Raw genomic sequence first — 14,142 nt, forward strand, 5'->3', positions numbered from 1 at the left:
TGACGCGCGACCCTCGGCGCGGGGTGCAGGCCTCGGAAGGCGGCGAACGTACAGACGTACGCGACAGGCAGGCGTACGTGACCGGGGGCCGTCCGCGCTCAAGAGCGGTCAACGGCCGGCCGATGAGGCCGGTATGACGACGCGTGGTCTGTTCGCCGCACACGGCCCCCTGTCCCACCGCCTGCTCGTGGCAGCCGCCGCCCTGTTCGCCGTCTCGTACGGCGCCGCCCCGCCAGCCCCGGCTTCGGCAGCGGACGCGCTTGCCCGGACGGGGCCTCCCCGCCTCGCGGCGGCCGTGGACGACGACGAGGAGGAGGGTCTGCGGTCCTTGTTCGGTTCGGAGAACCGCGTGATCCGCACCTGCGAGAGGGTCGTCGCGGTGACGTTCAACGCGGCGTGGAACGACGCCGGCCTGGGCCGCGTCCTCGACGAGCTGGCCCGCCGCCGGACGCCTGCCGCGTTCTTCCTCACGGGCGAGTTCGCCGACCGCAACCCCCAGGTGGTCCGGAGGATCGCGGCAGCCGGGCACGGCCTGGGCAACCACTCTTACAGCCACCCCCAATTCAAGGACCTGACGCCGGCCGGCAGAGTCCGCGAGGTCCTCGCGGCGGACCGGGCCCTGCGCGCGGCCGGCGCGGGAGCGGCCCGCACGCCGTTCTTCCGCTTCCCCTACAGCGAGACCAGCCCCGCTCACATCGACGAGGTCAACGCACTCGGGCTCGCGGACGTGGAGTTCACCACCGACACCAACGGATGGAAGGGAACCGAGGGCGGCATGACCGTGGACCGCGCGGTGCGCAGAGCGCTGGACGCCCTGCGCCCGGGAGCCATCGTGCAGATGCACGTCGGCGCCCGCGACGGCGGCGGCGAGGTGATCGACGCCCAGGCCCTGCCGCTCATCCTCGACGCGTTCACCGCCCGGGGATACCGCGTCATCGACCTCCGTACCGTTCTCCGTGGAGGCGGCGGCGCACAGCGCGCGCCGGGGGTATGCCGCCACAGCGGCCGGTGAGCAAAGCGGCTGGTCCCGCGGCGGATTCGGCCAGGCAGGGGACGGCATAGCACGCTCGGCGCTGCGCCGGCGCCGTGCATGCCGTGGCCTCCGACTACGACACCGGTCTCCAGCTCCACGCCTTCCCGCTCGGCGGCGCTTCCCCCGTACGCGGCGGCCAGGTCGTGATCTCACCGGAGTCCGCGGCCCCGGCCCGGCTCACCTCGGTGTCCTCGGAGGTACAGGCGGCCGGACGGCTCGTCGTGTCGTACGAGGCGGGGCGTGGCGGCCGGGCCTGACGGGCGCGGCCGATGCGCGGGTCCCGGGTCAGTCCAGGCAGAACTCGTTGCCCTCGGGGTCGGTCATCACGATGAACCCCGCGCTCATCGGGGGAGCGGGCTCGAAGCGACGTACCCGCGTCGCTCCGAGCGCGACGAGCCGGTCGCATTCGGCCTCCAGTGCCGCCATCCGCTCCTCCCCCTGCAGTCCCGGAGCCGCACGGACGTCGAGATGCACGCGGTTCTTGGCGACCTTGCCCTCGGGGACCTGCTGGAAGAACAGTCGCGGGCCGTGCCCGTCCGGGTCCTCGAGGGCCGACCGGGTGCTGCGCTCCTCCTCCGGTACGCCGATCCGCGCGAGGAAGTCGTCCCACGCGGCCAGCGGGTCGGCGCCCTCGGGCAGGTCGACCCCGGGCGGACCCGGGTGGACGTAGCCCAGCGCGTCGCGCCAGAAGGACGACAGTGCCCGCGGGTCGTGGGCGTCGAACGTGATCTGGATGTGGCGGCTCATCGGGGTCGCTCCGTTCGTCATTGCTTCGTCTCGACGGCTTGTCTCGGTACCGAGGGCCACCCTGACACCTGTGGCGGACAGAACCGGTCCGCTTCGCTCAGCTGCCGCTGAAGGGCCAGGAGTCGACGTCGCGGTACTGGATCGGGCCCGGGCCGCGGCCGTAGTTGCTGCCGACCAGGTGCAGCCGCTCGGCCGGCCATGTACGGCCGGTGAACGCGGAAAGTCCCTCGGCGGCCTGCACCACGCTGGAGGTGTCGTCGCGGCGGGCCCGGGCGAGGGTCAGGTGCGGGTTCAGCGGCCGGTCGGCGAAGGCGACACCGTGCTCCTTGACCAGCGTCCGCACCTCGCCGGCGAGCAGCCGCAGACCTTCGAGGTCGCCGCCGATCCCGCTCCACAGCACACGCTCGTCGAAGTGTCCGCTACCGCGCAGGGCCAGGTGCAGGGGCTGGTGCCGGGCCGCCAGTTCCGCGAGGGGCGGCTGCAGGAGCGAGACGGCGGACCTCGGCAGCTCACCGAGGAACGCCAGGGTGATGTGCCAGTCCTCGATGCGGTTCCACCGCAGGCGCGGATAGGCGTCGTAGGCGGGTCGCAGCGCCTGCGCCAGTTCCTCCTTGGCGTCGTCGGGCGGTGCGAGGGCTATGAAGACGCGGATGGTCGCGGCCGGAATCTGTTCGTTCACGAAGGACTTCGTACACCACCGGCGCCCGACGTCGACGGCGGGACAGTCCGACGGCCGGTGCGGCCACCCGGTGAGGAACGGGCGGAGAAGTGGGCGACCGTACGATGACCGGGCCCTCGTCGCCCGTCGGCGCCCCGGGGACTCGCACGCGCGGAGGGTCCTGCACCACCGGAGTGCGGACAGCGTGAATCCTTCCGCGCCCGCCGCGCCTCTCATACGTGTGCGGACAACCGTGTCCGCCGCGCACCCCTACCGGGAGGACCCCATGACCACCGCCGTCATCGCCGCCGCGGCCGCCGTGCTGCTGCTGTGCGCGTGCACCGCCACACTGCTGCGCCGCCGGAGGCGTCAGCGTGGCTGACCCCACCTGGCCCGGCGCGACCCTGGTCGCCGCGGCGCAACGCGGCGACGCCGAGGCGCTCACCGCGCTGGTGTACGGCTCCCACCCGCATGTGCACCGGTTCGCGCACTCACTGTGCGCCACACCCCAAGACGCCGAGGACGCCGCCCAGGAAGCGCTGATCATCCTCTACCGCAAGATCGGCATGCTGCGCGCCTCCGGGGCGCTGGCATCGTGGATGTTCCGGATCGTCCGCAACGAGTGCCTGCGGCGTACCCGTAGCCTGCTCCACCGCAAAGGGACCGACGTGCCGGGCGGGCTCGACACGCCCGGCCGGTCCGATGCGTCCGGCGGCACCGCACGCTCCGCCGAGGAGGACGTCCTGCTGCGTCTGGAGGCCGAACGCGTCGCCGCCGCCGTGGCGGCCCTGCCCGACGACCAGCGGCAGGTGCTGGTCATGCGGGACATCCAGGGGCTGCCCGGCCGCACCGTCGCCGACCGGCTCGGGCTGAGCACCGCCGCGATGAAGTCCCGCCTCCACCGGGCCCGTTCGGCGGTACGGGAAGCACTGCGCGACGAACCGGCCGGAACGAAGGGCACCGACGATGACACCTGAACCGACCACGACGACACCTCACGCCGCCCCCGGCGCCGCCGGCGCGCGTGGCGCACCGGCGCCCCGGGGCTTCGCGAGCGCCACCGTTCCGCGCCATCTAGCCCGCGGCGCACTCGGCTTCGGCGCGCTCGTCGCGTCCCTGGCCCTGCTGCCGGTCACCGGCCCGGCGAGCCTCCTGCTCGCCCCGGCCGGCCTGGTCGCGCTGCGGGGCTGCCCGATGTGCTGGGCGATCGGCCTCGCGGAGACGGTCTCGGCCGGCCGGCTACGCCGGTCCTGCGCGGAGGGGAGGTGCGAACTGACCCGCGCCGGAAGCTAGTGCTGCCGGTCAACAGACCGTGGCGCGGAAGACGACGAGCAGCGGTTCGGCGTCCCCGGCGCCGATGGAATGTGAGGAGGGCGGGCCGGCAGGGCGGGGCCTGTGTATGAGCCCAAGGAACAGGGCGCCCCAGGCCACAGTCGGGGAAGGGGAAGGGGAAGCGTGGCGCCGGCAGCGCGGCAGCGCGGCATCGACGCACCCGACTGGCCCGGCACCACACCACCCAGCCCCCGCCGCCTCCACCCCGACGACCACCGATCCCCTGCCCGACTCCGACTTCCGCTCTGACTCGGCCGCGTCGGCGGATTCCGGACGCAGCCGCGGGGGAGCGGCGTTCGGGCGCGGCGACCCCCTCGGCATCGGCTGGTTGTCCGCCGACAACGCCCTCGGCCCCGGCACGCTGGTTGAGCGGTGAGCCGGGATCGTCGGTGAGTTCGACGGTGGTCGGCACCCACCCGGCATAAACCGCCCGCGCACCGCGAACGGCAGCCCGCTCGGGCGGACCGGCGCGGCTCCGCGATATCAGTTCATGAGCAACAGCCGCGTATTCGGCACAAGCTTCCGATTCACGCTCGTGCTCTGCACGAATATCGTGAAGTCGTCGTTGTGGTCCGGCTTGATGCGCACTTCCATGTCCGGCAGGCCGAGCAGGGCTCGCGCCTCCGGCCCCGTGTACACGCGGTCCGTCTTCTTCTCCAGCACCGCGATCTGCTTCCGGGCCTGGATCTTTTCCGACTTGCTCAGCTGGTAGAAACAACCTCCGGTGCGGTAAGTGTGCCCGTTCTCGGTCACCCACTCCCGAATGGCCGCCGCGCGAGTCACCGGAATGAGCTGGTACTGGGACGGATCCACCGGCGCGAGACCGGCTGCCTTGATGGTGTCCTTGTTGACCGCGTCCGCACCGGTGGAGAACACCGCCCGCGATCCCCGGATGCCCTTGGTGCGGCCCACCATGAACTTCTCGGTGGCCTCCTGGATGACCTGCCCGGCCTCCTCCAGACCCTGTGTGCTCGTGGCGTCCCAGATGGCGATGTTGTCCTTGGGGAACCCGTACTGCATGGCCTCGCGCTTGCCCATCTGGTCCGGCACGAGCACGGCGAGCGTCCAGTTGTCCTCCTGGGTGTCGATCATCTTGGCCACGGCCTGCACCAACTCCCGCTGATCGCGGGAAGGGGCGTCCGGGCACCGATGACTCGCGTTCTCCTGACCGTCGGTCAGGACGAACGTCAGGAAGCTGTGGTCCCCGTACAGCTGAGCCGTCTGCGCGAGTTCACTCTGTGACTTCAGCGTGGCCGCCAGCAGCGCCGTCATTCCACCGACCCGGTACAACTGCTTCAAGGACGGCATCCGCAGCACGTCCTTGTCGTATATGACGCACTCCACCTGTCCCGCGAATACGTACACGGTGACGCGGGTTTCCTGGTCCAGTTCCTCCGACCGGCGGGCCAGATAGGCGATTTGCTGGTCGGCGACCTCGATGACCTTGTGGCTCAGGTGTGACATGGACGAACTGGCATCCAGCACAAGAGCGACGTGATTGATGTAGTTCTGCTGTCCCGACATGAAAGATCCCCCTCTTCCGACGTGATGCTCAGATCCTCTCACCCACCACTGACAATCGATCTTGATCCAGGCCGCGCCGGGGCGCTGACCGCACGGCCGCCCCGCCTCGTCCCGGGCGGCACCGAACAGCCGCCGCCTTCTGCCGCCGCGCTCGCGGTCAGAGCCCGACGGCGCGCACCCGGAGCTTTTGCCGGTCCAGGGGAGAGCGGGCCGTACGCCGACCGGGTGTGACAGGGCCGGTACTCGATCGTTCACCGGGCATGATCAGTCGACGTATCACGACCGCGCTCGCCGCCGCTCTGTGTGCCGCCACGGCCACGGCCGCCCCCGCCGGCGCCGAGGAACGAGCGCCCTCCGCGTTCACCATCGAGGACTCCCGCATCAAGGAGTCCAGCGGTCTCGCCGCCAGCCGGTTGCATCCCGGTGTCTACTGGACGCACAACGACAGCGGTGACGGCGCCCACGTGTACGCCGTCGACAGCCGCACCGGGCGGACGGTCGCCACCCTCACCCTCGCCGGGGTCGATCCGCGCGACGTCGAAGCCGTCTCGCTCGGGCCCGACGGCAACCTCTACCTCGCCGACATCGGGGACAACCGCAGCAGCTGGTCGGAGGTGTGGATCTACCGCTTCCCCGAGCCCACGCAGCTCAAGGACGCCACCCTCCCCGCCACCCGTTACACCGTCCGCTACGAGGACGGGCCCCGCGACGCCGAATCGCTGATGGTCCACCCGAAGACCGGGCGTGTCTACATCGTCAGCAAGAAGAGGTCCGGCAAGGGCGCTCTCTACGAGTCGCCCACCGTCCTTTCGCCCTCCGGCGTCACTACCTTCAAGCGCGTCGCCGACATCAACGTGTGGGCCACCGACGGCGCCTTCTCGCCCGACGGCACCCGGCTCGTCGTACGCGGCTACTTCGAGGCCCGCGCCTACCGGTGGCGCGACGGCCGACCCGCCGAGATCGGCCGGCGGCCTGCCGTACCGCTGCAACGCCAGGGTGAGTCCGTCACGTTCACCCTCGACGGCAGGGCCCTGATGTACGGCTCGGAAGGCGCACGCAGCCGCGTCGAGCCCGTGACGCTGTCCGGGGAGCTGCTGCCGGAGACCGCTGCCACGGGGAACCGGAACCTTGCCCAGGGGAACCCCGATCCGAGGCGGGCGGACGCCGGGGCGGCGTCGTAGGGACCGTCACCTTCGTCGTGGTCCCGGCGTCCCGTGCCGCGCGCAGCCGCGTTGTCACAGCCGCGTGGCGAGCCACGCAGGGCATCACGTCGGCACGGGACAAGTCCGTCAGGCGGTTGGGGCGTTCGGGGGCGGAGGTGGCGGAGGCGGGGGAGGCGGGAAGGGAGGCCGTGGCGGAATCCGGGGCCCCGCTGGTGGCGCGCTGGCAGGGGGCGGCGGGGGCTCCGTGGGTGGCCGGCGCGGCTGCCGGGGAGGCCGTGTGGGTGCCGGAGGCGGCGGGCCCGGCGGCGGTGGCGGGGGCGGCTCGATGTCCGACAACAGCGGTCCACCAGCGCGTAGCCGGGCGATGGTGAGCTCCCTGCGGCGGCGTGCCTGGGGCGCGTCGTCGCGCTCGTAGACGAGCCGGACACCGCTGGGCCAGACGTTGTGGACGCTGAGCAGCCGGTAGCCGAGCGCGTGGGCTATGTCGTCGGCCCGGCGCTGCCTCGCGACGGTGAACTGGCCGGGCAGCAGCTCGACTCGGGCACGGCCGTCGAAGTGCGAGCGAATCTCGTCGTCCTCCACCTGACTCCTCTCGGAAAGATCATCAGCCTCATTGCCACCGCACCCTGTGATCGTCGCATACCCGAACACCCCCGGACCTCGCCGCCGGGCAGGCCCGGGGACCGGCCAGGACGATGACCGAAACCGTCCTGGATCATGACGGCCCGGCACCGTTGAATGGCATCCCGGGACGGGGATATCCACCAGCGGAGTCAGCTCGTGAACGAACGCGCGTTACGCAGGCGATGCCGGAGCATCCTCAGGGAACTGGGCATCACCCCACCCCTCCGGGTCGCCGAGCTGTGCCGGCTCCTCGGTGAGCACCGGGGGCGGCCGATCCGGCTGGTCCCGTACCCCCTGCCTGTCCCCGGCCCATACGGGCTGTGGATCGCGGGCCCCCACGCGGACTACATCTTCCACCAGAAGGAAACCAGCAAGGCGCACCAGGACCACATCATCCTGCACGAGGTCGGGCACATCCTGGCGGACCACCGAGGGGACGAGTCGGACGACGCCGTCTGGCGGGAGCTGCTGCCGGACCTTTCGGCCGAAGTGATCAACCGTGCGCTGAGACGCACCTCCTACACCGAGGACCGGGAGCGGGAGGCCGAACTCGTCGCCACCATCATCCTCGAGTGGGCCTCCGTACTCGACCGGGTCACGCCCCGCGCGCCCGGTGACGTCTCGGCCCGCCGGGTGCACACGGCGCTGGCGGACCGGCAGGGGTGGTTGTGACCGTGCTGTCCCTGGTGCTCGCCGTCGTCCTGTACGGCTCGCTGCTGTGGACGGGACGGCAGGTGCTGCGTGATCCGTCCGACCGTCTGCTACGCGCGGTCTTCCTCTGCCTGCTGTGCGCGGGACTGTCCTTCCCGTTCGGCCTCCCCGCAGGTGTCCGGCTCGTCGACGGTTTCACCGGGGACGGCATCGCCAAGCTGGTGCAGAACCTCTGCCTGCTCGGCACCGTGTACTTCCTGGGGTGCTTCTTCATCCATTCGGCGTCGGACCCGGCGGCCGCTCGGGCGCGGGTGCGAGGGGAAGCGGTGCCGTTCGCGTTGACCGCGGTGACCGTCTGCGTGGCCATGGCCATGACGCCGCACGTCGAACGCAGCCATACGTACGCCACGGCGGACATGCGCGTGCCCGGAGTCGCCGTCTTCTACCTCTCGGCAGGCGCCTATCTCACGTACGCCCTGGCCATGGCGCTGTTCTGGACGGTGCGGTATGCCAGGCTGGCGAGCCGACCGCTGGTGACCGGGTTGTGGATGGTGGCGGCCGCCCTGACCGGCATAGTGCTGGCTTCGGCGGCACGGGAGTGCCTCACGCTCGTACGGCTGCTCGGCGGAGCCGTTCCCCAGCCGGTGATCATGGGGGCGAAGCTCCTACTGGACCTGGCGATCCCGCTGTTCGTGGCCGGCGTGGTGTATCCCGGGCTCGTGACGCGCTGGGCCAGTCTCCGTTTGTGGTGGCACCACGCGCGCGTCTACCGCGAGCTGGCCCCACTATGGACGGCGCTGCACACCGCGTTCCCGCAGGACGCGCTCGAACGCCCGCGGGTCGGTCGCCGCTGGGGCCTGCCGAGTCCGCGGAGCGTCCACCGGCGTTACTACCGGCGTGTCATCGAGTGCCGTGACGGTCTCGTACGGATCAGTCCCTATCTGGCGCTGGAGGCGGCCACGGCCGACGCCGAAGCGCCCCTTTCGCCCGAGGTCGCGGCGCGCCATCTGAGAACCGCGCTGCGGGCGTACGCCTCGGGTGAGGACGCGCCGTCGCAGGCGGTTGCGGTTGCCCTGCCCGAAGGGGGCGGCGGCGGCCTGGAAGACGACGTACGGCAGTTGACCCGGCTCTCCCAAGCCTTGGCCGCACATTCTTGAACGAGGAGTATCGATGGACACCCTGATCTCGGCCGGGCGCGTGGTGACCGGGCCGCACGGCCGCCTGCTGGCGGACGGCGCGGTCCTGGTCCGTGGCGGCGTCATCACGGACGTCGGGCCGCGCGGCGAGGTGGAGACCCGCGCCCCCGCGGGCGTCGCCCGCCACCATCACCCGGACGGCACGCTGCTGCCGGGGCTCGTGGACGCGCATGTCCACCTCGCCCTGGACGCGGGGCCCGACCCGGTCACCGCGCTGTGCGAGGCGGACGACGCGAGCGTGGCCAAAGGCATCGCACAGCGCGCGCTCGGCCTGCTGGACGCGGGCGTCACCACCGTGCGCGACCTGGGGGACCGCAACGGACTGGTGACCGCGTTCCGTGACGCCGTCGCGGCCGGCCGGATGCCAGGTCCCCGCGTCCTGGCGGCCGGCACCCCGCTGACGGGACCGGGCGGACACTGCTGGTTCATGGGCGGAGAGGTCTCCGGCGAGGACGCCATTCGGGAGCTGGTCCGCCGTAACGTCGAGCGGGGCGTCGACCTGGTCAAGGTGATGGCCACCGGCGGCGGGATCACCCGGGGTGGCCCGCCGATCTGGGCACCCCAGTTCACGGCCGCAGAGCTGCGGGTCGTGGTGGAGGAGGCGGCGCGCGCCGGGCTGCCGGTGGCAGCGCACGCGCACGGCACCGAGGGCATCGTCGCGGCGGTGGCGGCCGGGGTGAGCACGATCGAGCACTGCACGTGGATCGATCGGGACGGGTTCCGGCTCCTCGATGACGTCGTCGACGAGATCGCCGCCCGGGGCATCCGCGTCTGCCCGGCGGCGAGCCCCGACTGGCGCGGCTTCGCCGAACGTTTCGGTGCCGAGCGCGCGGAGGAGATGTTCGGCGGGATCCGCCGGATGCGCGAGCGCGGGGTGCGACTGCTCACCGGCACGGACGCGGGCGTGAGCCGGGCCGTCTTCGACGATTTCGTGTCCAGTTTGGAGTTCTTCGCCTACCTGGGATACACGCCGGCGGAAATCGTCGACCTGGCCACCTGCGAGGCGGCGGAGGCACTCGGGCTGCGCGAGGTCACGGGCCGAATCCTCCCCGGCCTGCGTGCCGACATCCTGGTCGTGGAAGGGGATCCGCTGCGCGACCTCCAGGCGCTCCGGCGCGTCCGGCTGGTGATGGCGGATGGCCGCCTGCACGCCTGACGACAGGCGGCCTGACCGACCGCGTGGTCCGGCACGACGGGCACGAGGGAGCGGGCCTCCGCGCACTCCGGGTAGAGCTGAGCGGCCGCGGCGATCTGGGCGTCAGCAGCGCTGAAGGACTCTTCCCGGAGGCGCTACCCGCCTACAGGCGCTCGCCCTCCGCTCGCTCATAGCAGCCTCGCCGTCCGCGCGGAGTCAGGAAGCCGGCAGGATGCCCTCTTCCTGGGCGACGTGAGAGCAGGCCATGGCCGCGGCCGCCATACCGAGCCGGTCGAGTACCTCGATGGACTCCAGCAGGATCCGGGTGTCGGCGTCGGCCATGGCGTTGCCGCAGCGGTTGCGTTCGGCCACGTCCTCGGGGGCCGTGGCGGTGCGTAGCGCGGTCACCCGGGCGGCCAACGCGTCGCGTGAAGCCTCCAGGGCGACGATGCCGCGCACCGCACGGGCGATCTCTTCATCGGTCAGGTCGTTCATGCCCTTCCAGACGGTGCCCAGCTGTCCCCGGTCACACCGTCGTCCCTCCCTGTGAGGGAGAACACGGTAGCCTCCGCCGGGCCCGACCCCGCTCCCCGGGGAGGGAGTCAGAGGCGGACGATGAGGAGGGCGATGTCGTCGCGGGCGCCGTGGGCGACGTCGAGGTGATCGAGCAGGGTGTCGGCGAGGTCGGCTGAGCTGAGTTCGCGGTGGGGGACGAGGGCGTCGGTGAGCCGGGTCAGGCTGGCGTCGATGTCTTCGTCGCGGCGTTCGACGAGCCCGTCGGTGTAGAGCACGAGGGTGTCGCCGGGGCGGTAGGCGGTGCTGGCCTGCGGGCGGGGGACGTGCTCGGGCCGGGCGCCCAGGGGCGGGTCGGTCGCCCGGTCGAGGAATTCGTGGGAGCCGTCGAGGTGGAGGAGCACGGGCGGCAGATGGCCGGCGCTGCTGTAGACGAGCAGGCGGGAGCGGCTGTCGATCAGCACGCTGACGGCGGTGGTGGCCAGGGCTCCTTCCACCGCTCGGGCGTACATGCCCAGCACTTCCAGGGCGTGGGCGGGGGAGGTGACGGTGCGGCTGGCGGCGGACAGGGCGCTGCGGAGCATCCCCATGACGGTGGCGGCGTCCAGGCCGTGGCCGACGACGTCGCCGACGGCGACACTGAAGCGGTCTTCGGGGAGGTCGACGGTGTCGTACCAGTCGCCGCAGATGTTCAGGGAGCCGACCGCGGGCAGGTAGCGGACGGCCACGTTGCTGTGACGGGCCAGGTCGGGGGAGTGCAGCATCGCCTCCTGGAGGGTGAGGGCGACTTTGCGTTCCTTGGCGTGTGCTTCGCGCAGTTCGTCGTTCAACCGCTGGAGTTCCCTGGCGCGGGCGTAGAGCTCCGCTTCCATTTCCTGCTCGAGCGGGCTCATGGAGTCGTGCGCCCGGTGGACGCTGCGGCGTGCGCGTACGAACTCGGTGACGTCTTCGAGGCGGGTGAGGACCCAGGCCACCTCGCCGTCGGGTCCCGTGACGGGGGTGTGGATGGGCGACCACCAGCGGTCGTGGACGTGCCCGGGGCGATCGGGATCGGGGATCTCGTAGTGCAGCACGGCCATGGTCTGGCGTCGGCCGGATTCGACCGCACGCCTCAAGGCGGCGCGGCCACGCTCTGCGCCGTGTCGTCGCCGGGCCGGCCGGGAAAGGCGTCGAAGAACAACCTGCCGATCAGGTCCTGGACCGCGTGGCCGGTGGTCTGGCAGAACGCCTCGTTCACGTCCGCGATCACCAGATCGCGGGTCAGCACCAGGCAGGGACTCGGAGTGACAGAGAACAGTGCCCGGTAGTCGACTTCCGCCGTGCCCGCGCGGATGGCGCCCGTCGCATTGACGTTCACCCCTTAAGTGTAGGAACCGCCCGGTAGCCCCGCAGCCCGCGACGTGCGGAGCTGCCGGGCGCGCCCTGCGGACCCGTACGCGCCCTGTCGCGGGCGACGGTGCGCTCGCCCCTAACGGGGCTTGCCGACGCCGGGAGGAGGTGGTGAGTGGGTGCGTATCGAAACGGCGGTCGGCTTGGCTGCCTGACAGCCCGGAGTCCTTCTGCGCACTCGTGTGTCGGCCGGGCCCTTCGAGTAGGCGCCGAGCCTGCCGGGGCGGATGACCGCCCCGGAGAGGGGCTCGCAAGGCGCCGGGGCGGTGTCAGAGCAGCGAGCGACCGGTGGGCCTGAGCCGCAGGATCCGGGGCGGCGCTGTCTGTTCCCGTTCGATACCCGGCAGGGCTTCGCCCTGGGCGGCAGGATGGGCTTCCACGGCGGCGAGGTGCCGACGGTGCGCACTCTCATCGGCGTACGAGGTGAAGATCGCGGCGACGTTCTCGCCGGTACGGACCGGCAGCCTGGCGAAGGTGTTGTGCGCCGGTTCGGTGGTCAAGAAGGCGAGCGGCGCGGGTCCCGTCTCCTGGAGGACGGGGAGGAGCCGGTCCCGGATCAGCTCGACGCCGTCCCGCCGCCCGGGAGGGAAGGACCACACGGTGGCGGACACGAACCGGTCCGGCGCGGGAGCGCCGACCGGAGGCCGCACGGAGACCGAGCCGGTGAAGCCGCTCCCTGCCGACACCGGGCGCAGGAGGAGGACGTCGCCGGAGTCGATCATGGTGTCGTTCGCCCGCGGACCGTGCTCGGCCCAGACGGGTCCACCGTAGAAGTCCGTGAGCGCGCGATGGCGCGCCGCCATGTCCCGGAAGCCGCGCAACCAGACGAAGCGGTTCGGATCGTCCAGGTCCCGGAACTGGCCGAGCACACTCATCCCCACGTCTTCCTGGGTTTCCAGGAACTCGCGATCGAACAGCTCGATGAGATCGTCGCGCCGGTTGGGACGCAGCGTGTACTGGCGAAGCTCGATTACGGCGGGCGGGTCGACGAGTTCGGTGGGTGGCACAGCAGGGCTCCTGTTCGGCGGGGGCCGGGGTACGGGTCGACGGTAGGGAGGCTGCGTGACAGGTGCTGTCAGGGTTTCCGAGGAGAATGCGGCGCATGTCTGCCAGTCGACTGCTTTCGCTGCTGCTGTTGCTGCAATCGCGGGGCCGTGTGTCCGCGCGGGGCATCGCCGACGAGCTGAACGTGTCCGTGCGCACCGCCTACCGTGACGTGGCGCGCCTGCAGGCCGCAGGGGTCCCGGTCTACGCGGAGCCCGGCCGCGGGGGCGGCTACCGGCTGCTCGACGGCTACCGCACCCGCCTCACCGGGATGAGCGAGGGCGAGGCGCGGGCACTGTTCTTCGCCGGACTGCCCGGGCCGGCCGCCGATCTCGGATTCACGGCCGAGATGTCGGCAGCCCGATTGAAGCTCCTGGCCGCGCTGCCGGCCGGATTGCGCGAGGAGGCGGCACGGGCCGCGACGCTGTTTCACCTGGACGCCCCCGGCTGGTACCGGGAACCCGAACAGACACCCCACCTCCCCTTGTTGGTCGACGCGGTGCTCAACCGGCGCGCGGTGGATGTCCGCTACCGCCGCTGGCGCGCCCCGCAGGAGGTGGACCGCCACCTCCACCCCTACGGCCTGGTACTCAAGTCCGGTACCTGGTACCTCGTGGCTGCTACGGAGAAGGGAGCCGCGACCTACCGCGTCACCCACATCCTCGAGGCGGCACTGGGCGACGAGCGGTTCGACCGGCCGCGGGACTTCGACCTGGGCGCGTACTGGGCCTCGTACCTCGACGACTTCCAGGCCCGCCGCTACACCGGCACAGCCACCGTCCGCCTGTCTCCCCGGGGACGCCGGCGCCTGCCCGACAACGTCCCTCCGGAGGTGGTGCGGGCGGTCGACTCCACCGCGACCGCCGTCGGCGACGACGGATGGGTCGAGGCGGTCATCCCGGTCGAGGGCACCGAGCACGCCTGCGGCGAGTTGCTGAGGCTCGGAGGAGACGTCGAGGTCGTCGCACCGGCCGAACTCCGCCAGGCCATGGCCGCCACCGTAGGGATACTTGCCCGCGCTTACGGCCTCGGTCGGTAGGCGGTCGGAACGTACGGCGACGTCCCTAGTCCACCAGACAGTCGATGCGCCCGACGACATACTCCCCGTACCCGAACCGGGATCCCAGCTCTCC

Annotated in this window: 14 protein-coding genes and 1 pseudogene; 9 read left to right on the plus strand and 6 right to left on the minus strand. The window is 71.7% G+C overall.

Going from position 1 to position 14,142, the window contains the following annotated elements; all coding sequences use genetic code 11:
* Positions 1-133 precede the first annotated feature (133 nt).
* The gene (locus AC07FJ_RS08815; protein WP_479046796.1) at positions 134-1,012 is read left to right on the plus strand and encodes a polysaccharide deacetylase family protein; all 879 of its coding nucleotides are present in this window, start codon (positions 134-136) and stop codon (positions 1,010-1,012) included.
* Positions 1,013-1,095: 83 nt separating this feature from the next.
* Positions 1,096-1,290, plus strand: coding sequence for a hypothetical protein (locus AC07FJ_RS08820; RefSeq protein WP_479046798.1), 195 nt, complete (start codon positions 1,096-1,098; stop codon positions 1,288-1,290).
* A gap of 28 nt (positions 1,291-1,318) precedes the next feature.
* Here AC07FJ_RS08820 and AC07FJ_RS08825 read toward each other — a convergent pair whose 3' ends face one another.
* Entirely contained in the window at positions 1,319-1,780 is a 462-nt protein-coding gene (locus AC07FJ_RS08825) for a VOC family protein (RefSeq protein WP_479046800.1), read from the minus strand.
* Positions 1,781-1,877: 97 nt separating this feature from the next.
* Positions 1,878-2,459: an RNA 2',3'-cyclic phosphodiesterase gene (gene thpR, locus AC07FJ_RS08830; RefSeq protein WP_479046803.1), complete on the minus strand. Its 582-nt coding sequence runs from the start codon at positions 2,457-2,459 to the stop codon at positions 1,878-1,880.
* Between the two features lie 353 nt (positions 2,460-2,812).
* On the opposite strand from thpR, the gene AC07FJ_RS08835 reads away from it, so the two are divergent.
* Together AC07FJ_RS08835 and AC07FJ_RS08840 are read left to right on the plus strand one after the other, a co-directional pair.
* Positions 2,813-3,415, plus strand: a complete 603-nt coding sequence (locus tag AC07FJ_RS08835; RefSeq protein WP_479046806.1) for an RNA polymerase sigma factor — start codon at positions 2,813-2,815, stop codon at positions 3,413-3,415.
* Positions 3,405-3,731 carry a hypothetical protein gene (locus AC07FJ_RS08840; RefSeq protein WP_479046807.1) on the plus strand — a complete coding sequence of 109 codons (327 nt, stop codon included), beginning with the start codon at positions 3,405-3,407 and terminating at the stop codon, positions 3,729-3,731. The genes AC07FJ_RS08835 and AC07FJ_RS08840 overlap by 11 nt, the downstream gene beginning before the upstream one ends.
* Before the next feature lie 522 nt (positions 3,732-4,253).
* On the opposite strand, the gene AC07FJ_RS08845 is transcribed toward AC07FJ_RS08840, so the two are convergent.
* Entirely contained in the window at positions 4,254-5,294 is a 1,041-nt protein-coding gene (locus AC07FJ_RS08845) for a vWA domain-containing protein (RefSeq protein WP_479046810.1), read from the minus strand.
* A 260-nt stretch (positions 5,295-5,554) separates the two neighbouring features.
* Here AC07FJ_RS08845 and AC07FJ_RS08850 point away from each other — a divergent pair, with 260 nt between their 5' ends.
* From AC07FJ_RS08850 to AC07FJ_RS08865, 4 genes are all read left to right on the plus strand, one after another.
* Positions 5,555-6,475 carry a TolB-like translocation protein gene (locus tag AC07FJ_RS08850; protein ID WP_479046812.1) on the plus strand — a complete coding sequence of 307 codons (921 nt, stop codon included), beginning with the start codon at positions 5,555-5,557 and terminating at the stop codon, positions 6,473-6,475.
* 762 nt (positions 6,476-7,237) lie between these two features.
* Positions 7,238-7,753 carry a hypothetical protein gene (locus tag AC07FJ_RS08855; RefSeq protein ID WP_479046814.1) on the plus strand — a complete coding sequence of 172 codons (516 nt, stop codon included), beginning with the start codon at positions 7,238-7,240 and terminating at the stop codon, positions 7,751-7,753.
* A complete protein-coding gene (locus tag AC07FJ_RS08860; RefSeq protein WP_479046816.1) occupies positions 7,750-8,889 on the plus strand; it encodes an MAB_1171c family putative transporter in 1,140 nt (379 codons plus the stop codon). The genes AC07FJ_RS08855 and AC07FJ_RS08860 overlap by 4 nt, the downstream gene beginning before the upstream one ends.
* Positions 8,890-8,902: 13 nt before the next feature.
* Positions 8,903-10,084 carry an amidohydrolase family protein gene (locus AC07FJ_RS08865; protein ID WP_479046817.1) on the plus strand — a complete coding sequence of 394 codons (1,182 nt, stop codon included), beginning with the start codon at positions 8,903-8,905 and terminating at the stop codon, positions 10,082-10,084.
* Positions 10,085-10,279: 195 nt separating this feature from the next.
* On the opposite strand, the gene AC07FJ_RS08870 is transcribed toward AC07FJ_RS08865, so the two are convergent.
* The 3 genes and pseudogenes from AC07FJ_RS08870 to AC07FJ_RS08880 all read right to left on the minus strand — a co-directional run bounded on the left by AC07FJ_RS08870 (position 10,280) and on the right by AC07FJ_RS08880 (position 12,972).
* A complete protein-coding gene (locus tag AC07FJ_RS08870; RefSeq protein ID WP_479046820.1) occupies positions 10,280-10,558 on the minus strand; it encodes a hypothetical protein in 279 nt (92 codons plus the stop codon).
* Between the two features lie 107 nt (positions 10,559-10,665).
* Positions 10,666-11,909, minus strand: a pseudogene (locus AC07FJ_RS08875) (PP2C family protein-serine/threonine phosphatase).
* A gap of 325 nt (positions 11,910-12,234) precedes the next feature.
* The gene (locus AC07FJ_RS08880) at positions 12,235-12,972 is read right to left on the minus strand and encodes an NIPSNAP family protein (RefSeq protein ID WP_479046821.1); all 738 of its coding nucleotides are present in this window, start codon (positions 12,970-12,972) and stop codon (positions 12,235-12,237) included.
* Positions 12,973-13,067: 95 nt separating this feature from the next.
* On the opposite strand from AC07FJ_RS08880, the gene AC07FJ_RS08885 reads away from it, so the two are divergent.
* Complete coding sequence (locus AC07FJ_RS08885; RefSeq protein WP_479046822.1) at positions 13,068-14,048, plus strand: helix-turn-helix transcriptional regulator; 981 nt, start codon at positions 13,068-13,070, stop codon at positions 14,046-14,048.
* The last annotated feature ends 94 nt before the right edge of the window (positions 14,049-14,142 follow it).

It is taken from the genome of Streptomyces sp. NPDC045998, from assembly GCF_056430285.1.